This is a genomic window from Salmonella sp. 32070601201500089SM, from assembly GCF_017573605.1.
In the GTDB taxonomy this organism is placed as follows: domain Bacteria; phylum Pseudomonadota; class Gammaproteobacteria; order Enterobacterales; family Enterobacteriaceae; genus Salmonella; species Salmonella enterica.
The window spans coordinates 201,911-225,125 of the sequence record NZ_JAGETK010000009.1 but is presented as its reverse complement, the minus strand read 5'-3'; the positions used below and the strand labels follow the sequence as shown (position 1 = coordinate 225,125).

Annotated in this window: 19 protein-coding genes; 12 read left to right on the top strand and 7 right to left on the bottom strand. The window is 54.5% G+C overall.

The window, feature by feature from the left end:
- Positions 1 to 41: 41 nt before the first annotated feature.
- On the top strand, positions 42 to 263 hold the full coding sequence (locus tag J4728_RS16010; RefSeq protein WP_023204108.1) for a LysR family transcriptional regulator: 222 nt from the start codon (positions 42 to 44) through the stop codon (positions 261 to 263).
- A 1-nt stretch (position 264) separates the two neighbouring features.
- On the opposite strand, the gene J4728_RS16005 is transcribed toward J4728_RS16010, so the two are convergent.
- Positions 265 to 576 carry a monooxygenase gene (locus tag J4728_RS16005; RefSeq protein ID WP_023204109.1) on the bottom strand — a complete coding sequence of 104 codons (312 nt, stop codon included), beginning with the start codon at positions 574 to 576 and terminating at the stop codon, positions 265 to 267.
- 197 nt (positions 577 to 773) lie between these two features.
- Between J4728_RS16005 and J4728_RS16000 the strand changes: the two genes are divergently transcribed.
- The 3 genes from J4728_RS16000 to J4728_RS15990 are packed head-to-tail and all read left to right on the top strand — an operon-like array spanning position 774 to position 2,977.
- Entirely contained in the window at positions 774 to 1,841 is a 1,068-nt protein-coding gene (locus J4728_RS16000; RefSeq protein WP_001214109.1) for a hydrolase, read from the top strand.
- Positions 1,838 to 2,056 carry a YheU family protein gene (locus tag J4728_RS15995; protein WP_000586568.1) on the top strand — a complete coding sequence of 73 codons (219 nt, stop codon included), beginning with the start codon at positions 1,838 to 1,840 and terminating at the stop codon, positions 2,054 to 2,056. The genes J4728_RS16000 and J4728_RS15995 overlap by 4 nt, the downstream gene beginning before the upstream one ends.
- A gap of 51 nt (positions 2,057 to 2,107) precedes the next feature.
- The gene (locus J4728_RS15990) at positions 2,108 to 2,977 is read left to right on the top strand and encodes a phosphoribulokinase (RefSeq protein WP_001274690.1); all 870 of its coding nucleotides are present in this window, start codon (positions 2,108 to 2,110) and stop codon (positions 2,975 to 2,977) included.
- 95 nt (positions 2,978 to 3,072) lie between these two features.
- Here J4728_RS15990 and J4728_RS15985 read toward each other — a convergent pair whose 3' ends face one another.
- Positions 3,073 to 3,477 (bottom strand): OsmC family protein, encoded by a 405-nt coding sequence (locus tag J4728_RS15985; protein WP_001148919.1) that lies wholly within the window; start codon positions 3,475 to 3,477, stop codon positions 3,073 to 3,075.
- 307 nt (positions 3,478 to 3,784) lie between these two features.
- Between J4728_RS15985 and crp the strand changes: the two genes are divergently transcribed.
- Together crp and J4728_RS15975 are read left to right on the top strand one after the other, a co-directional pair.
- Complete coding sequence (gene crp / locus J4728_RS15980; protein ID WP_000242758.1) at positions 3,785 to 4,417, top strand: cAMP-activated global transcriptional regulator CRP; 633 nt, start codon at positions 3,785 to 3,787, stop codon at positions 4,415 to 4,417.
- Between the two features lie 48 nt (positions 4,418 to 4,465).
- Entirely contained in the window at positions 4,466 to 6,553 is a 2,088-nt protein-coding gene (locus J4728_RS15975) for a YccS/YhfK family putative transporter (protein WP_208212055.1), read from the top strand.
- 42 nt (positions 6,554 to 6,595) lie between these two features.
- On the opposite strand, the gene J4728_RS15970 is transcribed toward J4728_RS15975, so the two are convergent.
- The 5 genes from J4728_RS15970 to ppiA form a co-directional block, all read right to left on the bottom strand.
- Positions 6,596 to 7,813: an aspartate aminotransferase family protein gene (locus J4728_RS15970; RefSeq protein WP_000190020.1), complete on the bottom strand. Its 1,218-nt coding sequence runs from the start codon at positions 7,811 to 7,813 to the stop codon at positions 6,596 to 6,598.
- A gap of 85 nt (positions 7,814 to 7,898) precedes the next feature.
- Positions 7,899 to 8,462 (bottom strand): aminodeoxychorismate synthase component 2, encoded by a 564-nt coding sequence (gene pabA, locus J4728_RS15965; RefSeq protein WP_000601878.1) that lies wholly within the window; start codon positions 8,460 to 8,462, stop codon positions 7,899 to 7,901.
- A 31-nt stretch (positions 8,463 to 8,493) separates the two neighbouring features.
- Positions 8,494 to 9,096 (bottom strand): putative adenosine monophosphate-protein transferase Fic, encoded by a 603-nt coding sequence (locus tag J4728_RS15960; RefSeq protein WP_001280676.1) that lies wholly within the window; start codon positions 9,094 to 9,096, stop codon positions 8,494 to 8,496.
- Positions 9,086 to 9,253: a YhfG family protein gene (locus J4728_RS15955; RefSeq protein WP_001620545.1), complete on the bottom strand. Its 168-nt coding sequence runs from the start codon at positions 9,251 to 9,253 to the stop codon at positions 9,086 to 9,088. Before J4728_RS15955 ends, J4728_RS15960 begins: the two co-directional genes overlap by 11 nt.
- Positions 9,254 to 9,361: 108 nt before the next feature.
- Entirely contained in the window at positions 9,362 to 9,934 is a 573-nt protein-coding gene (gene ppiA, locus J4728_RS15950; RefSeq protein WP_000920482.1) for a peptidylprolyl isomerase A, read from the bottom strand.
- Between the two features lie 276 nt (positions 9,935 to 10,210).
- Here ppiA and tsgA point away from each other — a divergent pair, with 276 nt between their 5' ends.
- The 6 genes from tsgA to bigA all read left to right on the top strand — a co-directional run bounded on the left by tsgA (position 10,211) and on the right by bigA (position 23,214).
- A complete protein-coding gene (gene tsgA, locus J4728_RS15945; RefSeq protein ID WP_000185218.1) occupies positions 10,211 to 11,392 on the top strand; it encodes an MFS transporter TsgA in 1,182 nt (393 codons plus the stop codon).
- 262 nt (positions 11,393 to 11,654) lie between these two features.
- Positions 11,655 to 14,198: an NADPH-nitrite reductase large subunit gene (gene nirB, locus J4728_RS15940; RefSeq protein WP_076735976.1), complete on the top strand. Its 2,544-nt coding sequence runs from the start codon at positions 11,655 to 11,657 to the stop codon at positions 14,196 to 14,198.
- Complete coding sequence (gene nirD / locus J4728_RS15935; RefSeq protein ID WP_208212051.1) at positions 14,195 to 14,521, top strand: nitrite reductase small subunit NirD; 327 nt, start codon at positions 14,195 to 14,197, stop codon at positions 14,519 to 14,521. The genes nirB and nirD overlap by 4 nt, the downstream gene beginning before the upstream one ends.
- Before the next feature lie 266 nt (positions 14,522 to 14,787).
- On the top strand, positions 14,788 to 15,597 hold the full coding sequence (gene nirC, locus J4728_RS15930; protein ID WP_000493576.1) for a nitrite transporter NirC: 810 nt from the start codon (positions 14,788 to 14,790) through the stop codon (positions 15,595 to 15,597).
- A gap of 11 nt (positions 15,598 to 15,608) precedes the next feature.
- The gene (gene cysG, locus J4728_RS15925) at positions 15,609 to 16,982 is read left to right on the top strand and encodes a siroheme synthase CysG (protein ID WP_001522210.1); all 1,374 of its coding nucleotides are present in this window, start codon (positions 15,609 to 15,611) and stop codon (positions 16,980 to 16,982) included.
- Between the two features lie 328 nt (positions 16,983 to 17,310).
- The gene (gene bigA / locus J4728_RS15920; protein ID WP_208212050.1) at positions 17,311 to 23,214 is read left to right on the top strand and encodes an autotransporter adhesin BigA; all 5,904 of its coding nucleotides are present in this window, start codon (positions 17,311 to 17,313) and stop codon (positions 23,212 to 23,214) included.
- Position 23,215 lies beyond the last annotated feature (1 nt).

Below are 23,215 nucleotides of genomic sequence, written 5' to 3'. Positions count from 1 at the left end.
ATTACGCCTACTGGGATAGGCTCTAACGCACGGGGCGGACGATGAACCTGTCTATCACCGATGACATTACCTTCCGCAAGCTCACCATCTTAATGATGCTTGTGGAGAAGGGTAACATCGCCCGCACCGCCGAGGCGCTGCACACGCTGGAAGAGAACGTTCGTGGTCCGCTGTTCGTCCATAAAGGCCTCTTCGGTACTCGTCCCGATATAAAGGTTACCGTTGCGGTCGGCAGCACCGGAACAGAAACCTGCGTTATGTGATTTAGCAGCAAAGGTTGCCGTGATTTATTTTCGTCAGCGCGTCGTTCACGCCAAATAATTCAAACGTCACCTCATCAACGCCAAGATTTTTCAGACGCGCAGTGTGTTTTTTAATATAAGCCTGCGCCGTTTCTTCGGATTCAAACAAGTAAATGCCGCCAGCTTGCTGGTTTTTCTCGCTTTCTGTCCAGATTTTCCAGATGAAGCCCGGCTCCTCATTGATAGACTCCGCCAGCCCGACCAGTTGCTGAGTCATCTCCTCGCCAAAAGGGCCGCTAAAGTTAAAATGGATCTGTAAAAGTGTCTTCGACATGCCTTCTCCTTGAGTCACATAACTATCGTGTTGCCACACTACCACGATTAATTCGGCTGATGCAGAGGTTCACGCGATTTCTGTGGGGTATTGCGCGCGCCTTGCATACCGCCCCCTCTGGTGAAATGAGGCGCAATTTTATTTCGCCAGACGACCAATTGAACGTAAAATCACATATTGACTAATCTGTGAACCTTATGCGCGGTATAGTATTGTTTCCAATTATCAATTGTTCTGGTGCTATGGTTGAGATCACGTCCACAGAAATGACCCCGCCTGTCAATGACTCGCATGAATTTATTCCCATGCGTGGCATTCGTAATCGCCATTTACAAACTATGCTGCCGCGTTTAATCCGCCGCAAAGTGAAGTTCAACGCCCACTGGCAGCGGCTGGAGCTACCGGACGGCGATTTTGTCGATCTGGCATGGAGCGAAGATCCGCAACAGGCAAAGCATAAACCGCGGCTGGTGGTCTTTCACGGTCTGGAAGGCAGCCTGAACAGCCCCTATGCCCACGGGCTGATTGAGGCGGCGCAAAAGCGCGGCTGGCTGGGCGTGGTGATGCACTTTCGCGGCTGTAGCGGCGAGCCCAACCGTCTGAATCGTATTTACCACTCCGGTGAAACGGAGGATGGAGCCTGGTTTTTACGCTGGCTACAGCGGGAGTTCGGCGCCGTTCCGACAGCCGCCGTGGGCTATTCGCTCGGCGGTAATATGCTGGCGTGCCTGCTGGCGAAAGAAGGCCGCGATATTCCCATCGAGGCGGCGGTAATTGTTTCTGCACCTTTCGTTCTCGAAGCCTGTAGCTACCACATGGACAAAGGGTTTTCCCGCGTCTATCAGCGTTATTTGCTTAATCTGTTAAAAGCGAATGCGTCACGCAAGCTGGCGGCATATCCCGGGTCGCTGCCGGTGAATCTGGCGCAACTGAAATCAATGCGCCGTATTCGCGAGTTTGACGACCTGATCACCGCGAAAATTCACGGCTTTGCCGACGCCATCGACTACTATCGTCAGTGTAGCGCCATGCCATTGCTTAACCAGATTGCTAAACCGACGCTGATTATTCACGCTAAAGACGATCCGTTTATGGATCATCATGTGATCCCTAAAGCGGAAGATCTGCCCCCGCAGGTGGAGTATCAGCTGACTGAGCATGGCGGACACGTAGGATTTATCGGCGGTACGCCGCTGCGCCCTGAAATGTGGCTGGAACGCCGAATTCCTGACTGGCTGACAACGTACCTGGAGGCGTCATCATGATCATTCCCTGGCAGGGGCTCGCCCCCGACACGCTGGACAACCTGATCGAAAGCTTTGTGTTGCGCGAAGGCACCGATTATGGTGAACATGAACGTTCGCTTGAACAAAAAGTCGCTGACGTAAAACGCCAACTGCAATCCGGCGAGGCCGTGCTGGTATGGTCTGAATTACATGAAACGGTCAATATTATGCCGAAAAAGCAGTTTCGCGAATAAAACGCCTTTGCCGACAATACATTATTACTAAAGCTCAATCATGGAGTTGCCATGTCAGCCAAACATCCGGTGATAGCAGTAACAGGGTCAAGCGGCGCGGGGACCACCACCACCAGCCTCGCGTTTCGTAAAATTTTCGCGCAGTTAAATCTGCACGCCGCCGAGGTGGAAGGCGACAGTTTTCATCGTTACACCCGCCCGGAAATGGATATGGCGATCCGCAAAGCGCGTGACGCCGGGCGGCATATCAGCTATTTTGGGCCTGAAGCCAATGACTTCAGCCTACTGGAACATACCTTTATTGAGTACGGGCAGACGGGTAAAGGCCAGTCGCGTAAATATCTGCATACCTATGATGAAGCCGTACCGTGGAATCAGGTTCCCGGCACGTTTACGCCCTGGCAGCCGCTACCCGAACCGACCGATGTGCTGTTTTATGAAGGACTGCACGGCGGCGTCGTCACCCCGCAACATGATGTCGCGCGTCATGTTGATCTGTTGGTTGGCGTGGTGCCTATCGTCAACCTCGAGTGGATTCAGAAACTGATTCGCGACACCAGCGAGCGCGGACACTCCCGTGAAGCGGTGATGGATTCCGTGGTGCGTTCCATGGACGACTACATCAATTACATTACGCCGCAGTTCTCGCGTACCCATATTAACTTCCAGCGCGTACCGACCGTCGACACGTCCAATCCGTTCGCCGCAAAAGGTATTCCCTCGCTGGATGAGAGTTTTGTGGTGATCCATTTCCGCAATCTGGAAGGGATCGATTTTCCCTGGCTTCTGGCGATGCTCCAGGGCTCGTTCATTTCTCACATTAATACATTAGTGGTGCCGGGCGGCAAAATGGGGCTGGCGATGGAGCTGATTATGTTGCCGCTGGTGCAGCGATTAATGGAAGGCAAAAAAATCGAATAACCGCGGTGAAATGCCCGATGGCGCTACGCTTATCGGGCCTACGAGATAAAAACGGGTAGGCCGGATAAAGCCACGCCGCCATCCGGCATCACATGTTACGCCGCAATCACTTCATACGAATGGGTAATATTGACCGCTTTTTCCAGCATTAGCGCCACCGAGCAATATTTTTCCGCGGAGAGATCGACAGCGCGCGCGACGGCAGCCTCTTTCAGATCGCTGCCGGTAACGATAAAATGCAGATTAATGTGCGTAAACAGGCGCGGCGCGTCTTCCCGGCGCTCGGATGTCAGCTTCACTTCGCAGTTGGTGACATTCTGACGGCCCTTTTGCAGGATTGATACCACATCAATAGCGCTACATCCGCCAGCCGCCATTAATACCATCTCCATCGGACTCGGCGCTTTGTCACCGGAGTTGCCATCCATTAAAATCTGGTGGCCGGAGGAGGACTCTCCGAGGAACGTGAGCCCTTCAACCCACTTTACACGCGCTTGCATATTTCGTAACTCCAATGTTTCAATTTTCCTGAAAGATTACGCGCATACAACAAAAGTCGCAATGGAAGGCGACCTGGGTCATGCTGAAGCGAGACACCAGGAGACACACGGCGAAAGCTATGCTAAAACAGACAAGATGCTACAGTAATACATTGACGTACTGCATGTATGCAGAGGACATCACATTACAGGCTACAATCTATTTTCGTAGCCCCCTTCCCAGGTAGCGGGAAGTATATTTTTGCAACCCCAGAGACAGTGCCGTTTTCTGGCTCTGGAGACAGCTTATAACAGAGGATAACCGCGCATGGTGCTTGGCAAACCGCAAACAGACCCGACTCTTGAATGGTTCTTGTCTCATTGCCACATTCATAAGTACCCGTCAAAGAGCACGCTGATTCACCAGGGTGAAAAAGCAGAAACGTTGTACTACATCGTTAAAGGCTCCGTGGCAGTGCTGATCAAAGATGAAGAAGGGAAAGAAATGATCCTTTCTTATCTGAATCAGGGTGATTTTATTGGTGAACTGGGCCTGTTTGAAGAAGGCCAGGAACGCAGCGCCTGGGTACGTGCGAAAACCGCATGTGAGGTCGCTGAAATTTCCTACAAAAAATTTCGCCAATTAATCCAGGTCAACCCGGATATTCTGATGCGCCTCTCTTCCCAGATGGCTCGTCGCTTACAAGTCACCTCTGAAAAAGTAGGTAACCTCGCCTTCCTTGACGTCACCGGGCGTATCGCTCAGACGCTGCTGAATCTGGCGAAACAGCCCGATGCCATGACGCACCCGGATGGGATGCAGATCAAAATCACCCGTCAGGAAATCGGCCAGATCGTCGGCTGCTCCCGCGAAACCGTTGGTCGTATTTTGAAAATGCTGGAAGATCAAAACCTGATCTCCGCGCATGGCAAGACCATCGTCGTCTACGGCACCCGTTAATCCCGTCAGAATGGCGCGTTTTATCATGCGCCATTTTTGTTTGCATCGATGTGGCGAAGACTGATTTATCACCCAGAGATTAATTACGCACTACGGCAAACGCTGGTGCTGTGCCTGCCTGTGGCTGTTGGTTTATTGATAGGCCAGCTACACCTGGGCTTGCTTTTCTCTCTCGTTCCCGCCTGCTGCAACATTGCAGGTCTGGATACCCCGCACAAACGCTTTTTTAAACGCCTGATCATCGGCGCATCGCTGTTCGCCGGATGCAGTCTGGTAACGCAACTTCTGCTGGCGGAATCCATCCCCCTGCCGTTGATCCTGACCGGGCTGACGCTGGTGCTTGGCGTGACGGCGGAAATTAGCCCGCTTCACGCGCGGCTACTGCCAGCGTCGCTGATTGCCGCCATCTTTACCCTGAGCCTTGCGGGATACATGCCCGTCTGGGAGCCGCTGCTCATTTATGCGCTGGGCACGCTATGGTACGGCGTGTTTAACTGGTTTTGGTTCTGGCTATGGCGCGAACAGCCGCTGCGCGAGTCATTGAGTTTGTTATACCGTGAACTGGCCGATTATTGTGAAGCGAAATACAGCCTGCTCACCCAACATATCGATCCGGAAAAAGCGCTGCCTCCCCTGCTGATACGCCAGCAAAAAGCGGTCGATCTCATTACCCAGTGTTACCAACAGATGCATATGCTTTCGGCGCACAACAATAATGATTACAAGCGCCTGTTGCGGGCTTTTCAGGAAGCGATGGATTTGCAGGAGCACATCTCCGTCAGCTTGCATCAGCCGGAAGAGGTACAGAAACTGGTAGAACGCAGCCATGCGGAAGAGGTGATTCGCTGGAATGCGCAAACGGTCGCCACCCGTCTGCGCGTGCTGGCGGATGACATTCTTTATCATCGTCTGCCGACGCGCTTCTCCATGGAAAAACAGATTGGCGCTCTGGAGAAGATCGCCAATCAGCATCCTGAAAATCCGGTAGGCCAGTTCTGCTATTGGCACTTCAGTCGAATCGCCCGTGTGCTGCGTACTCAGCGACCGCTGTACGCCCGCGACCTGATGGCCGATAAACAGCGTCGTTTGCCGCTACTTCCGGCGCTGAAAAATTATATGTCTCTTAAATCGCCGGCGCTACGCAACGCCGGACGCATCAGCGTGATGATGAGCATCGCCAGTCTGATGGGCAGTGCGTTGCACCTGCCTAAACCGTACTGGATACTCATGACGGTGCTGTTTGTCACCCAAAACGGCTATGGCGCGACACGCGTGCGTATTCTGCACCGTTCGGTCGGAACGCTGGTCGGCCTGGTGATTGCCGGCGTCACGCTGCACTTACATATTCCCGAAAGCATTACGCTGGCGGTCATGCTGGTACTCACGCTGGCAAGTTATCTGATTATTCGTAAAAACTACGGCTGGGCGACGGTCGGCTTTACGGTGACGGCGGTATACACCATCCAGTTACTGACGTTAAACGGAGAGCAGTTTATTGTGCCGAGGCTGATCGATACGCTGATTGGCTGTTTAATTGCCTTTGGCGGCATGGTCTGGCTGTGGCCGCAATGGCAAAGCGGGCTATTACGTAAAAACGCCCATGATGCGCTGGAAGCCGATCAAGAAGCTATCCGACTGATCCTCAGTAACGATCCGCAGGCCACCCCGCTCGCTTATCAAAGAATGCGGGTCAACCAGGAGCATAACACGTTATTCAACTCGTTAAATCAGGCAATGCAGGAACCCGGATTCAATACCCACTATCTGTCGGATATGAAACTATGGGTCACGCACAGCCAGTTTATTGTCGAGCATATCAACGCTATGACGACGCTGGCGCGGGAACACACCATGCTGACGCCGGATCTGGCGCAGCGCTATCTGGAATCTTGCGAGATTGCAATTCAGCGCTGCCAGCAGCGCCTGGAGTACGACAGGCCAGGCGGCTCCGGCGATGTCAATATTCTGGAGTCGCCGGACATGCCGTCACATGGCTTATTGAGCACTCTGGAACAACATTTACAGCGCATCATTGGCCATCTGAACACCATGCACACCATTTCGTCGATGGCCTGGCGTCAGCGTCCGCATCACGGTATCTGGCTGAGTAAGCGGCTACGGGATACAAAAAGTTAAGACCGACTGCCGGATGCGCTACGCTTATCCGGCAATCCGCCATCAGGCCACCACCTTCCCTACCGCCTGCGCAAAGCGCTGCATTCCTTCATGGATATCCGCCTCTTCCACCACCAGCGACGGGGCAAAACGCATCACGTCGGCTCCGGCATTGAGCACCATCACGCCGGCCTCCGCGCCTGCGTACAGAAAATCGCGCGCCCGACCTTTGTACTCCGGTTTCAGTTCCGCGCCAATCAGCAGCCCCATGCCGCGAATATCGCTGAAAATGTCAAATTGCTCGTCAATCGCCTGCAAATGTTGCACAAACTGTTGCCGCTTAGTGTGAATGCCTTGTAGTACCTCTGGCGTATTAATAATATCGAATGCCGCGCCAGCCACCGCACAGGCCAGCGGATTACCGCCATAGGTTGAACCATGCGAACCGACATGAAAGGCCGAGGCGATCTCCTGCGTGGTCAGCATGGCGCTCACCGGAAAACCGCCGCCTAACGCTTTGGCGCTGGTGAGGATATCCGGCGTGACGCCGTAGTGCATATAGGCAAACAGGTCTCCGGTGCGCCCCATCCCGCACTGCACTTCATCAAACACCAGCAACGCCTGATGCTCGTCACACAGGTCGCGTAACCCTTTGAGGAATTCCGGTGTAGCCGCCTGCACGCCGCCTTCACCCTGAATCGGCTCGACCACCACCGCGCAGGTGTGGTCATCCATTACCGCTTTTACCGCATGAAGATCGTTGAAGGGAACGTGAATAATATCGGCGGGTTTCGGCCCAAAGCCGTCGGAATATTTTGGCTGCCCGCCGACAGAGACAGTAAACAAGGAACGGCCATGAAAGGCGTTATGGAAGGCAATGATTTTCGTTTTGAACGGGCTATGGCGCACGCAGGCATAATGACGCGCCAGTTTAAAAGCGGTTTCGTTCGCTTCGGTGCCGGAATTCATAAACAGCACGCGCTCGGCAAACGTGGCGTCGATCAGTTTACGTCCCAGACGCAACGCCGGTTCATTGGTAAAAACGTTACTGGTATGCCACAAGGTTTCCCCCTGGGATTTCAGCGCCTCGACCAGCGCCGGATGGCAATGGCCCAGCGCAGTCACTGCAATCCCGCCGGCGAAATCGATATACTCTTTGCCCTGCTGATCCCATACGCGGCTGCCTTTACCTTTGACCGGAATAAAGTCCGCCGGTGCATAAACAGGCAGAATCACCTCATCAAAAGTTGCGCGCGTAATAGCCGTTTGTTCAGTTGCCATATCATTACCACCCGGTTAAGCAGAAAATTCAGTGAAATTATACTCACAAAATATGAATAAAAAATCACTCAATGACAACCATTAATCAACGTTGAAGAAAATTTTCCAGTAGCGCGTGTCCCTGTTCGCTAAGAATACTTTCCGGGTGGAACTGCACGCCTTCCAGATCCCACTCGCGGTGGCGAATGCCCATAATCTCCTGCGTTTCGCTCCAGGCGGTGATCTCAAAACACTCTGGCAACGTGGCAGGGTCGACAATCAGCGAGTGGTAACGTGTCACGGTTAACGGGCTGGGCAATCCCCGAAACACGCCCTGTCCATTATGCGTAACAGGTGACGTTTTACCGTGCATCACTTTCGCTGCCCGCACCACCGACGCGCCAAAGGCCTGCGCCATCGCCTGATGACCCAGGCAAACGCCCAGCATCGGAATACGTCCGGCATAATGGCGGATGACCGCCAGTGAAATGCCAGCGTCATTTGGCGTACAGGGGCCAGGAGAGATAACGATTTTTTGCGGGTTCAAAGCGTCAATGTGCGCCAGCGTCAGCGCATCATTGCGCCGAACCTGCACTTCCGCGCCCAGTTCACAAAAATACTGGTAGAGGTTCCAGGTAAAGGAATCATAGTTATCGATAAGCAGGATCATGGCGGCTCCGGGTCAGTAGAACCACCCTATTTTACTCAGTTTCGCGAGCTTCGCTTATCGCTTTCTGAAAAATCGCCCGCAAAGCGGAGAGATCGCCCATCGCGCCGCTCTGGTTCGCCTGCTTCCATGTTTCAACCGCAATACCTTGCCAACTCAGCGCGTAGCCTGCATGTAGCGCCAGTTGTTCAAAGAAGATGCGCTGCGCCAGCCCGCTCCCCAAACGAAACGGATGAAGCACATTAATTTCACAGTAGTAATGCGCCAGCCGCTCGACAAACTTCTCGTGCGCCAGACCAACCAGGTAGCCCTCTTCTTCCAGATCCTGCATCAGAGCGTTGCCCTCTTTTTCGATATAGGCAAAGTGGCAGAAACGGGTATCGCCCTGGTAAATATCGACCTCCCGCAGTTGCCCTGCCCAGTCGAAAATATCCTGATAGAGCTGGCGATGAATCGCGCACAGATGAGGCAAGCCGCGTACCAGCGGCCCCAGTTCAATCGTAGCGGCGCGGAGCGCGGTCATTTCGTATGCCGCTTGCGCCAGTCGCTGGGCCTGATGAATCCCAAGCCGATTACGCATCACATTCAGCCCCGGATAAAGGTACGGATCGCGTCCTTCGCCAAATTTATCGCTCATAGTGCCTCCGAAGCTCGTCAAGACGTGCCAGCGCTTCATCGGCGGTCAGGGTTACTAAGGGGATCTCAATACCTTCGAGACGGCAGCTTTGCTGGAAGTTAACGTTGCGCCGCTGTTCCCAAAAGCGTGACTTTTGTTTATCGGTAAGTTTCTTCACCGGGCCTCCCTGAATATGTCTGTGCTTGACCACAAGTATAAGCAGCAATTTCAGGTTACGCTGAGACAGGGAGAAAACGCGGGCGGCTCGCACCCGCGCAGGCATGTTTTATGGCAGGACTTTCGCGGAAAGGATAACGACTGGTTTTGTCGGCACATTCTGATAAGGCCCGACATCGTGCGTCGGTACCTGTGAGATTTTATCGGCGACATCCATACCTTTTACCACTTTACCAAATACCGCATAGCCAAAGTCGCGCTGGCCGTGGTCGAGAAAAGCGTTATCCGCGACGTTAATAAAGAACTGGCTGGTGGCGCTGTCTTTATCTGCGGTGCGCGCCATCGCGATCGTGCCGCGAGTATTACGCAGACCGTTGTCGGCTTCATTCTTAATCGGCGGATTCGGTTTCTTCTGCTGCATCTGCTCGTTAAAACCACCACCCTGAATCATAAAGCCAGGAATAACGCGGTGAAACGTAGTGTTGTTATAGAAACCACTGTTGACGTAATCGACAAAGTTTTTCACAGAAACCGGCGCTTTCTGGCTGTTCAGCTCCAGCTCAATATTCCCGGCGGAGGTGGTTAACAGCACATGAGGATCACCTTTTGCTGCCAACGCTACGGGAGAAAGAGCAGAAAGAGCGAAAACAGCTGCGACAGCCGCCAGAGTCGATTTGAGCATGAGATTTCCTTAAAGAGAGCAGAAATAAAGCAAGTGGAATGATTCTAAAGAGCCTTCCTGGGCCAGGCCAGCCCTTTACCTAATTTTACGTACATGAAACAAATGTAACGTTACGACGCAACGCCTTGTCCTTGCAATATGATGTGACAAACATCACATTAAAAAATGTAATGAACATTACTATCACTAATAATTATTTAAATACATCACAAAAACGCCTAAAATCTGCCCGCTTAACGCGCCCTCCACGCGCTTCACTTCTCTTCAAGGCCAGACATGACTAACAGCAACCGCATCAAGCTCACATGGATCAGCTTTCTTTCCTACGCCCTGACCGGGGCGCTGGTGATTGTCACCGGGATGGTGATGGGAAATATCGCAGACTATTTTCATCTGCCCGTTTCCAGTATGAGTAACACCTTTACTTTTCTGAACGCCGGGATTTTGATCTCGATCTTCCTCAACGCGTGGCTGATGGAAATCGTCCCGCTGAAAACACAGCTACGCTTTGGTTTTATCCTGATGGTGCTGGCGGTGGCCGGGCTGATGTTCAGCCATAGCCTGGCGTTGTTCTCAGCGGCGATGTTTGTGCTGGGGCTGGTCAGCGGGATCACCATGTCGATTGGCACCTTCCTGATTACGCAACTGTATGAAGGGCGTCAGCGCGGTTCCCGACTGCTGTTTACCGACTCCTTCTTCAGCATGGCGGGGATGATTTTTCCTATGGTCGCCGCCTTCCTGCTGGCGCGTAGTATTGAGTGGTACTGGGTCTACGCCTGCATCGGCCTGGTCTACCTGGCGATTTTCATCCTGACCTTCGGCTGTGAATTTCCGGCGCTGGGTAAACATGCGCAGCACTCTCAGGCGCCTGTCGTCAAAGAAAAATGGGGCATTGGCGTACTGTTTCTGGCCGTCGCCGCGCTGTGCTATATCCTCGGTCAATTAGGCTTTATCTCCTGGGTGCCGGAATACGCCAAAGGCCTCGGCATGAGCCTGAATGACGCCGGGGCGCTGGTGAGTGATTTCTGGATGTCCTATATGTTTGGCATGTGGGCGTTCAGCTTTATCCTGCGCTTTTTCGATCTGCAACGCATTCTGACCGTACTGGCGGGTATGGCGGCGGTACTGATGTATCTGTTTATTACCGGCACGCAGGCGCATATGCCGTGGTTTATTCTGACGCTGGGCTTCTTCTCCAGCGCCATTTATACCTCCATCATTACGCTGGGATCGCAGCAAACGAAAGTGGCCTCGCCTAAGCTGGTTAACTTTATTCTGACCTGCGGCACTATCGGAACGATGCTGACCTTCGTCGTCACCGGCCCGATTGTAGCGCACAGCGGCCCACAGGCGGCGTTACTCACCGCGAATGGTCTGTATGCGGTGGTCTTTGTGATGTGCTTTGCGCTCGGCTTTGTATCCCGTCATCGTCAGCATAGCGCGCCGGCTACGCATTGATAATCCTTGCCGGATGGCGACATCGCCCTCCGGCACTCTATCCCCCCTCCTGACGGGGTAGGCCTGTTGGTCTAAAAACAACTCATTTTGTATGTTATTTGTACAAACCTGAAAAGCCTGACAATTCCGCCACTTATAAAAATCCAGACAAATCAGCCATATACCCATTAAGAGGTATATAAAGGTGAATTTGATTTACATCAATAAGCGGGGTTGCTGAATCGTTAAGGTAGGCGGTAATAGAAAAGAAATCGAGGCAAAAATGAGCAAAGTCAGACTCGCTATTATCGGTAATGGTATGGTCGGCCACCGCTTTATTGAGGATCTCCTTGATAAATCCGACGCTAGCCTGTTCGACATTACCGTGTTCTGTGAAGAACCCCGTAAAGCCTATGACCGTGTCCACCTGTCATCCTACTTCTCTCACCACACCGCGGAAGAGCTCTCTCTGGTGCGTGAAGGATTTTACGAGAAGCACGGCGTAAAGGTACTGGTTGGCGAACGCGCAATTACCATTAACCGTCAGGAGAAAGTGATTCACTCCAGCGCGGGTCGTACCGTTTATTATGACAAGCTGATCATGGCGACCGGTTCCTATCCGTGGATCCCGCCGATTAAAGGCTCCGAAACCCAGGATTGCTTCGTTTACCGTACCATTGAAGACCTCAACGCTATCGAAGCCTGCGCCCGTCGCAGCAAGCGCGGGGCGGTGGTCGGCGGCGGTCTGCTGGGGCTGGAAGCCGCTGGCGCGCTGAAAAACCTCGGCGTGGAAACGCACGTCATTGAATTTGCGCCAATGCTGATGGCGGAACAGCTCGATCAGATGGGCGGCGAGCAGCTACGTCGCAAGATCGAAAGCATGGGCGTGCGTGTACACACCAGTAAAAACACACAAGAGATTGTTCAGCAGGGTAACGAAGCGCGTAAGACTATGCGTTTTGCCGATGGCAGCGAGCTGGAAGTCGATTTTATCGTCTTCTCTACCGGTATTCGCCCCCGCGACAAGCTGGCTACCCAGTGCGGTCTGGCCGTCGCGCAGCGCGGCGGGATCGTGATTAACGACACCTGCCAGACGTCTGACCCAGATATCTACGCTATCGGCGAGTGCGCCAGTTGGAACAACCGCGTTTACGGTCTGGTCGCACCAGGCTATAAAATGGCCCAGGTCGCCGTTGACCATATCCTCGGCAGTGCAAACGCCTTTGAAGGCGCGGATCTCAGCGCCAAACTGAAGCTGCTGGGCGTGGACGTCGGCGGCATCGGCGACGCGCATGGCCGCACGCCGGGCGCGCGTAGCTACGTTTACCTCGATGAAAGCAAAGAAGTCTACAAACGTCTTATTGTCAGCGAAGATAACAAAACGCTGCTCGGCGCAGTACTGGTCGGCGACACCAGCGATTACGGCAATTTGCTGCAACTGGTACTGAACGCCATCGAACTGCCGGAAAACCCGGATTCGCTGATCCTGCCGTCGCACGCGAGCAGTGGTAAACCCGCTATCGGCGTGGATAAACTGCCGGACAGCGCGCAGATCTGCTCCTGCTTCGATGTGACTAAAGGCGATCTGATCGCCGCTATCAATAAAGGCTGCCATACCGTGGCGGCGCTGAAAGCGGAAACCAAAGCCGGAACCGGCTGCGGCGGCTGCATCCCGCTGGTGACGCAGGTACTGAACGCCGAACTGGCGAAACAGGGTATTGAAGTCAACAACAACCTGTGCGAGCACTTTGCTTATTCTCGTCAGGAACTGTTCCACTTAATCCGCGTGGAAGGTATCAAAACCTTTGAAGAACTGCTGGCGAAACACGGTAAAGGCTACGGCTGCGAAGTGTGTAAGCCGACCGTCGGTTCGCTGCTGGCGTCGTGCTGGAACGAATACATCCTCAAGCCGCAGCACACGCCGTTGCAGGATACCAACGATAACTTCCTGGCGAATATTCAGAAAGACGGCACCTACTCGGTGATCCCGCGCTCGGCGGGTGGTGAAATCACGCCGGAAGGTCTGGTGGCCGTGGGTCGTATCGCCCGCGAGTTTAACCTCTATACCAAAATCACCGGTTCTCAGCGTATCGGTCTGTTCGGCGCGCAAAAAGACGATCTGCCGGAAATCTGGCGTCAGTTGATTGAAGCGGGCTTCGAAACCGGTCACGCGTACGCCAAAGCGCTGCGAATGGCGAAAACCTGCGTCGGCAGCACCTGGTGCCGCTACGGCGTGGGCGACAGCGTCGGTTTCGGCGTGGAGCTGGAAAACCGCTACAAAGGCATTCGCACCCCGCACAAAATGAAGTTCGGCGTCTCCGGCTGTACCCGTGAATGTGCGGAAGCGCAGGGTAAAGACGTCGGTATCATCGCCACTGAGAAAGGCTGGAACCTGTACGTCTGCGGTAACGGCGGCATGAAACCGCGTCATGCGGATCTGCTGGCAGCCGATCTCGATCGCGACACGCTGATCAAGTACCTCGACCGCTTTATGATGTTCTACATCCGTACTGCCGACAAACTGACCCGTACCGCGCCGTGGCTGGATAATCTGGAAGGCGGCATCGAGTATCTGAAATCGGTCATCATCGACGATAAGCTGGGCCTGAACGAACATCTGGAAGAAGAGATGGCGCGCCTGCGTGCAGCGGTGGTCTGCGAGTGGACGGAGACCGTCAACACGCCAGCGGCGCAGGTTCGTTTCAAACACTTCATCAACAGCGACAAACGCGACCCAAATGTCCAGGTTGTGCCTGAACGCGAACAGCATCGTCCGGCCACGCCGTATGAACGCATCCCGGTCACTCTGGTGGAGGAAAACGCATGAGCCAGTGGCAAAACATCTGCAAAATTGATGACATCCTGCCGGGAGCCGGCGTCTGCGCGCTGTCAGGCGGCGAGCAGGTGGCGATTTTCCGTCCTTACCATAGCGATCAGGTGTTTGCGATCAGCAACATCGACCCGTTCTTTGAGGCCAGTGTGCTGTCTCGTGGGCTGATTGCGGAACACCAGGGCGAACTGTGGGTCGCCAGCCCGTTGAAAAAGCAGCGCTTCCGCCTGAGCGATGGTTTATGCATGGAAGATGAGCAGTTTTCTGTGAAACATTACGACGCGCGGGTGAAAGACGGCGTGGTGCAGTTGCGCGGTTAATTATTTTTGGGAGGCGCAACGCCTCCCCTTTTTTGTATTTTTTTTTCATTTTAATTGTTATCACAAAATCATTTGTACTGCATCGCGGCGGCAACTGAGCAACAAATTCGTCAGGAACGAATTTGAACAGCCGCTGGCTGCCTTCGGTGAGGGACAAGGATGTCCCTCATTAATCCCCAGGAACATAGTTCACTATGTGACTGGGGTGAGCGAGGGCAGCCAACAAAGAGGCAGTGCAAAGGATGAAGTGAGAAAAGGATAATCAAATGTTTACAGACACTATTAATAAGTGTGCGGCTAACGCTGCGCGCATCGCACGCCTGTCGGCGAATAATCCGCTCGGCTTCTGGGTCAGTTCGGCAATGGCCGGGGCTTATGTCGGTCTCGGCATCATTCTTATTTTCACCCTCGGCAATCTGCTCGACCCGTCCGTGCGTCCTTTGGTGATGGGAGCGACCTTCGGTATCGCCTTAACGCTGGTCATCATCGCCGGTTCCGAACTGTTTACCGGCCACACCATGTTCCTGACGCTGGGCGTCAAAGCAGGCACCATCAGCCACGGTCAAATGTGGGCTATCCTGCCGCAAACCTGGCTCGGCAACCTGGTCGGTTCCGTGTTTGTCGCCCTGCTTTACAGCTGGGGCGGCGGCAGTTTGTTGCCGGTCGATACCAGCATCGTTCACTCAGTCGCGCTGGCGAAAACCACCGCGCCCGCCACGGTACTGTTCTTCAAAGGCGCGCTGTGTAACTGGCTGGTTTGTCTGGCAATCTGGATGGCAATCCGCACCGAAGGCACGGCAAAATTTCTTGCTATCTGGTGGTGTCTGCTGGCGTTTATCGCTTCCGGCTACGAGCACTCCGTCGCGAATATGACGCTGTTCGCCCTCTCCTGGTTTGGTCATCACAGCGACGCCTATACCCTGTCCGGAATCGGACACAACCTGTTATGGGTCACTCTGGGTAATACTTTGTCCGGCGTCGTGTTCATGGGATTGGGTTATTGGTATGCTACGCCGAAATCGGAGCGTCCTGTTCCGCAAAAAACCAACCAAATTAAGGTTACAGCCAACCATTAAGGGGTAATGTCGTGGACCATTTGCCTATATTTTGTCAATTACGCGACCGCGACTGTCTGATCGTCGGCGGTGGCGATGTCGCAGAACGCAAAGCACGGTTACTGCTGGAAGCAGGCGCACGTTTAACGGTCAATGCGCTAACCTTTATTCCACAGTTCACCGTATGGGCAAATGAAGGCATGTTGACTCTGGTTGAGGGTCCGTTCGACGAAACGCTTCTCGACTCGTGTTGGCTGGCGATCGCGGCCACCGACGACGATACCGTCAACCAGCGTGTCAGCGACGCGGCGGAGTCACGCCGTATCTTCTGCAACATGGTGGATGCGCCGAAAGCCGCCAGCTTTATCATGCCCTCCATTATTGACCGCTCGCCGCTGATGGTCGCCGTCTCCTCGGGCGGCACTTCCCCAGTGCTGGCGCGTCTGCTGCGCGAGAAACTGGAATCGCTGCTGCCGCAGCATCTGGGGCAGGTCGCGCGCTATGCCGGGCAACTCCGCGCCCGAGTGAAAAAGCAGTTTGCCACGATGGGCGAGCGTCGTCGCTTCTGGGAAAAATTTTTCGTCAATGACCGGCTGGCGCAGTCGCTGGCGAATGCCGATGAGAAAGCGGTTAACGCGACAACCGAACGCCTGTTTAGCGAACCGCTGGATCACCGTGGCGAAGTCGTGCTGGTCGGCGCCGGGCCGGGCGATGCCGGACTGCTGACGCTGAAAGGGTTACAACAAATCCAACAGGCGGATATCGTGGTTTACGATCGCCTCGTCTCCGACGACATTATGAACCTGGTACGCCGCGATGCCGATCGGGTCTTTGTGGGGAAACGCGCGGGTTACCACTGCGTCCCACAGGAGGAAATCAACCAGATCCTGCTGCGTGAAGCGCAAAAAGGTAAACGCGTGGTACGCCTGAAAGGCGGCGATCCCTTTATCTTTGGTCGCGGCGGCGAAGAGCTGGAAACGCTGTGTCATGCCGGTATTCCTTTCTCGGTAGTGCCGGGGATTACCGCGGCTTCCGGCTGCTCCGCCTACTCCGGTATTCCGCTAACTCATCGCGATTACGCCCAGAGCGTACGTCTGGTCACGGGTCACCTGAAAACCGGCGGCGAGCTGGACTGGGAAAACCTGGCGGCAGAAAAACAGACGCTGGTGTTCTACATGGGGCTGAATCAGGCAGCGACTATCCAGGAAAAACTGATCGCATTCGGTATGCAGGCCGATATGCCGGTTGCGCTGGTAGAAAACGGTACCTCTGTGAAGCAACGCGTCGTCCACGGTGTGCTGACGCAGCTCGGTGAATTAGCGCAACAGGTTGAAAGCCCGGCGCTGATTATCGTTGGCCGGGTCGTTGGCTTACGCGATAAATTAAATTGGTTCTCTAATTATTAATTAAAATAAAGCCCTGAATAACAGGGCTTTATTTTACAACCACTCGTAATCTCAAATTATTTTTACTTAAAAGTGAATTAAGAAACTAACTTTAAATACACCGGACAAATTTAAATAATAATAATTCTGCCTAAAAACCCTTTTACTCGTCAAATTCACCTCTTATTCATTCATACAATAAATAACACCGTTAAGCACTCAATTTGACCTGACCTGGTTATCGGGTGATAAAATAAACACTAAAGCATAATTTTTCTTCTGGCCATTTCATCATTGCCTGTACCGCTCTCTGCATATGTTTAGTACGCAAGGAAAATATTAATTAAGGATGAACCCTATGCAAAAGAAAAAACTTATTTCTATCGCTATCGCTTTAACGCTACAAAGTTATTACATTCCGGCCATCGCCGCAGAAAATAACGATGATGAAAAAGAATGTCCCAGTAATATCTCCTCCCTGCCTAAAGAAAAACGCGCAAAACTTTCACCGACCTGCCTTGCTACACCTGAAAATGATAATCACTGGGGCTGGGTTGCTGGCGGCGTTGCTGCACTGGTCGCAGGTGTGGCTATTGGCGTTGAAAATAACGGTGGCGGAGATTCTAATCATTCTTATACCCCCCCTACGCCCGATAATGGCGGCGACGTTACCCCACCCGACGATGGCGGCAACGTCACCCCGCCTGACGATGGCGGCGATGACAATGTGATCCCGCCCGACGATAGCGGCGATGACGATGTAACCCCGCCCGACGATAGCGGCGATGACGATGTAACCCCACCCGACGATAGCGGCGATGACGATGTAACCCCACCCGACGATAGCGGCGATGACGATGTAACCCCGCCCGACGATAGCGGCGATGACGATGTAACCCCGCCTGATGATAGCGGCGATGACGATGTAACCCCGCCCGACGATAGCGGCGATGACGATGTGACCCCGCCCGACGATAGCGGCGATGACGATGTGACCCCGCCTGACGATAGCGGCGATGACGATGTAACCCCGCCCGACGATAGCGGCGATGACGATGTGACCCCGCCCGATGATAGCGGCGATGACGATGTAACCCCGCCCGATGATAGCGGCGATGACGACGACACGCCCCCAGATGACTCTGTTATTACCTTCAGCAACGGCGTCACCATCGATAAAGGCAAAGACACCCTGACCTTCGACAGCTTCAAACTGGATAACGGCAGCGTTCTTGAGGGTGCCGTGTGGAATTATTCAGAACAGGACAACCAGTGGCAGCTCACCACCGCGGACGGTAAAACGCTGAACGTCACCGGCTGGGACGTGACCGACGCCAATGCCGCCGTGATTGAAGGCACCCAGGAAAACGGTCTCTACTGGAAGTACGACAGCCGGGGCTATCTGATTATTGCCGACGATAACACCACCGTTATCAGCGGCGATGACCAGGCGCATAATTCCGATCGCGGCATGGATATCAGCGGCCAGGATCGCACCGGCGTGATTATTTCCGGCGATAGAACCGTCAACACGCTCACCGGGGACTCCAGTGTGACCGACGGTGCCACCGGCATGGTTATCTCCGGTGACGGCACCACCAACACCATTTCGGGCCACTCCACGGTGGACAACGCCACCGGCGCGCTGATTTCCGGCAACGGCACCACCACCAATTTCGCCGGTGACATTGCCGTGAGCGGCGGCGGCACCGCCATCATCATCGACGGCGACAACGCCACGATTAAGAATACCGGTACCTCTAACATCAGCGGCGCAGGCTCCACCGGCACCGTCATTGACGGCAATAACGCCCGCGTCAACAATGACGGTGATATGACCATCACCGACGGCGGCACCGGCGGCCACATTACCGGCGACAACGTGGTTATCGATAACGCCGGGAGCACTACCGTCAGCGGCGCAGACGCCACGGCGCTGTATATCGAAGGCGACAACGCGCTCGTTATCAACGAAGGTAATCAAACTATCTCTGGCGGCGCCGTCGGTACGCGCATTGACGGCGACGACGCCCATACCACCAATACCGGTGATATCGCGGTGGATGGCGCGGGCTCTGCCGCCGTGATTATCAACGGCGACAACGGCAGCCTGACCCAGGCGGGCGATCTGCTGGTCACCGACGGCGCGATGGGCATCATCACCTACGGTACCGGAAATGAAGCAAAAAATACCGGCAACGCCACCGTACGTGATGCGGACTCGGTGGGTTTTGTGGTTGCAGGCGAAAAAAACACCTTCAAAAACAAAGGGGATATTGACGTCAGCCTTAACGGCACTGGCGCGCTGGTGAGCGGCGATATGTCGCAGGTTACGCTGGATGGCGATATTAACGTTGTCTCAGTCCAGGACAGCGAAGGCGTATTTAGCTCAGCGACAGGCGTGAACGTGAGCGGCGACAACAACGCCGTTGATATCACCGGCAACGTAAATATCAGCGCCGACTACGGGCAGGATGATCTGGCTGCCGGGGCTCCCCCGTTAACCGGCGTTGTTGTCGGCGGTAACGGCAATACCGTTACCCTTAATGGCGCGCTGAATATTGATGACAACGATCTGTCCGCCACCAGCGGACAATACCTGGACGTTGTTGGCCTGAGCGTAACAGGTGATGATAACGACGTTGAGATTGACGGCGGTATTAATATCACCCACAGCGAGGATCCACTTGATGGAACCTCTGCAGACATTACCGGCATCAGCGTCAGCGGTAACAGTACCGTTACGCTAAACGGTCATTCTACCATTGATACCAACACGGTAGTGGGGGGTCACGTTGTACTGGCGCGGGTCAACAACGGCGGCTCCCTGATTCTGGGTGATGACTCAGTTGTTGACGTTAATGTCAGTTATATACCCACAGGCTATTACACCTACAACGCGTTGCTGATGGCTGATGGCGAAGGCACATCAATTGAAAATAAAGGCGATATTACAAGCCATGGCGTGTATTCCGTCATTCGCGCAGATAACGGCTCGGAAGTCAGCAACAGCGGAGATATTCTGGTCTACGCGACCAGTAGCAACAGTAGTGAGGATCGTGCAGCCATCACAAGGGCTAGTGGCGAGGGATCGGCTGTTCATAACAAAGCCGGCGGCGATATCACCCTCATTTCTAACCAGACGCCGCAGGGCAATGGCGGTATTGGCACATACCCACTGGAATGGTACACCCACACCTTTTACGCCATGATGGCTTCGGATTATGGCGATGTCGTTAACGATGAGGGCGCCACTATCCATTTGCAGGGCGCGGGCGTATATGGCGTCGCTGCCAGCAAAGGAACAGCGTCAAACGCAGGCGATATCTATCTGGACGGCTTTGTCCCGACGCTGGATGATGAAAACAACATCACCGACACAAATTACTGGAAACCGTCGCAGCTTTATCTCACCAGTTCGGGGATGGTGGCAGGTTCCACCAGCAGTGGTAATGGCGACGCCACCGCTATCAACACCGGCAATATTACCGTCAACAACGCCGGGTTCGGCATGATGGCGCTTAATGGCGGCACCGCCATTAACCAGGGCGTGATCACCCTGACCGCCGATGACGGCGTGACCGGTCAGGCAGACGAGCTGGTCGGGATGGCGGCGCTCAACGGCGGCGTCGTCATCAACGACACCAGCGGCGTGATTAACATCGACGCCGATTACGGCCAGGCGTTTCTGAGCGACAGTTCCAGCTACATCATCAATAACGGCTCTATCAACCTTAACGGCAGCCCGATGGATGATACTGATTCACACATGGGCGGCACGCCAACGGACAAAATCTGGATTCAGTCTCTGCCCGGCAGCGGCGACAGCGACACCAGGACCTCCGACACAGGTTTCTTCACCGCCGGTACGCTGGCCAACTACGGTACTGAAACCCTGAACGGCGATGTGGACGTTAACGGGGGCTGGCTGTACAACGAAGCGGGCGCCTCGCTCACCGTCAACGGCACCGTGACGATTAACGGCGGGGCTAACGCGCTGGCTAACTACGGGACGCTGGACGCGGACGCTATTTCCACCTGGCACAGCCTCTTTAATGAAGCGGACGGCAGCATCACCACCGATCTGTTAACCCTTAATGGCGACGTCACTTTTTACAATAACGGCGATTTCACCGGCTCCATAGCGGGCACCAGCTACCAGCAGGAAATCGTCAATACTGGCGATATGACGGTGGCGGAAGATGGCAAATCGCTGGTCAGCGGCAGCTTCTATTTCTATAACGAAGAGGACGCAACGCTTACCAACAGCGGCAGCGCGGTGGAAGGCGGCGAGAACACCATCATCAATCTGACGCGCGCCAACGATTCGCTGACCCAGGTGAACAGCGGCACCATCACCGCCACTAACGGTTACAGCGCCATCACCACGGTCAACGGCAGCAATGACCCCAAATGGATCTGGAACACCGCAACCGGCGTGATTAACGGTATTAACCCGGATGCGCCGCTAATCAATTTGGGCCGCGGCTATAACTTCGGCAACCAGGGCACTATCAACGTGCAGGGCGATAACGCCGTGGCGATTAGCGGCGGCACCAGCAGTTATGTCATTAACCTGGTCAATAGCGGCACCATCAACGTCGGTACCGAGCAGGGCAAGGAGGACGGCACCAACGGCACCGGGCTTATCGGCATCAAGGGCAACGGTAATGCCACCACCATAAACAACACCGCAGACGGCGTGATCAACGTTTACGCGGATGACTCGTATGCGTTTGGCGGCACAACCAAAGCCATCATCAACAACGGCGAAATCAACCTGCTGTGCGACAGCGGCTGCGACATCTACGCGCCGGGTACTACGGGCACGCAGAACGACCATAACGGGACAGCGGACATCGTCATCCCGGATGCGACTACCGCCCCGACCGAGGGCAGCATCCCGACGCCGCCAGCGGATCCCAACGCGCCGCAGCAGCTCTCCAACTATATTGTTGGCACCAACGCCGACGGTAGCTCCGGTACGCTGAAAGCCAATAACCTGGTGATTGGCGACAACGTGAAGGTGGATACCGGCTTTACCAGCGGTACGGCGGATACCACCGTGGTGGTGGATAACGCCTTCACCGGCAGCAATATCCAGGGCGCGGACAACATCACTTCCACCAGCGTGGTGTGGAACGCCCAGGGTAGCCAGGATGCCGACGGCAACGTTGACGTCACCATGACCAAAAACGCCTATGCCGATGTGGCCACCGACAGCTCGGTAAGCGACGTGGCGCAGGCGCTGGACGCCGGTTACACCAACAACGAGCTGTACACCAGCCTTAATGTGGGGACTACCGCCGAGCTGAACAGCGCACTGAAGCAGGTGAGCGGTGCTCAAGCCACCACGGTATTCCGTGAAGCGCGTGTACTCAGCAACCGCTTTACCATGCTGGCCGACGCCGCGCCGCAAATTAAAGATGGTCTGGCGTTCAACGTGGTGGCGAAAGGCGACCCACGTGCGGAGCTGGGCAACGACACCCAGTACGACATGCTGGCATTACGCCAGACGTTGGATCTCACCGCCAGCCAGAATCTGACGCTGGAGTACGGTATTGCGCGTCTGGATGGCGACGGTTCGAAAACTGCGGGCGATAACGGCCTGACAGGCGGCTACAGCCAGTTCTTTGGCCTGAAGCACAGCATGGCGTTTGATGAAGGTCTGGCGTGGAACAACAGCCTACGCTATGACGTGCATAACCTCGACAGCAGCCGTTCTGTTGCCTATGGCGATGTCAACAAAATTGCCGATTCCGACATGCGTCAGCAGTACCTTGAGTTTCGCAGTGAAGGGGCGAAAACTTTCACCATGATGAGTGATACGCTGAAAGTCACGCCGTATGCCGGAGTGAAATTCCGTCACACCATGGAAGATGGCTACAAAGAGCGCAGCGCCGGAGATTTTAACCTGTCCATGAACTCTGGCAACGAAACGGCGGTAGACTCTATTGTCGGCCTGAAGCTGGATTACGCCGGGAAAGACGGCTGGAGCGCCACAGCTACCCTGGAAGGCGGCCCGAACCTGAGCTACAGCAAGAGCCAGCGTACAGCGTCATTACAGGGTGCGGCGGGTCAATCGTTCGGCGTGGATGACGGTCAAAAAGGCGGCGGCGTTAATGGTCTGGCAACCATCGGCGTGAAATACAGCAGCAATGATACCGCGCTACATCTGGATGCCTACCAGTGGAAGGAGGACGGTATCAGCGATAAAGGCTTTATGCTTAACGTTAAGAAAACATTTCGTTAAA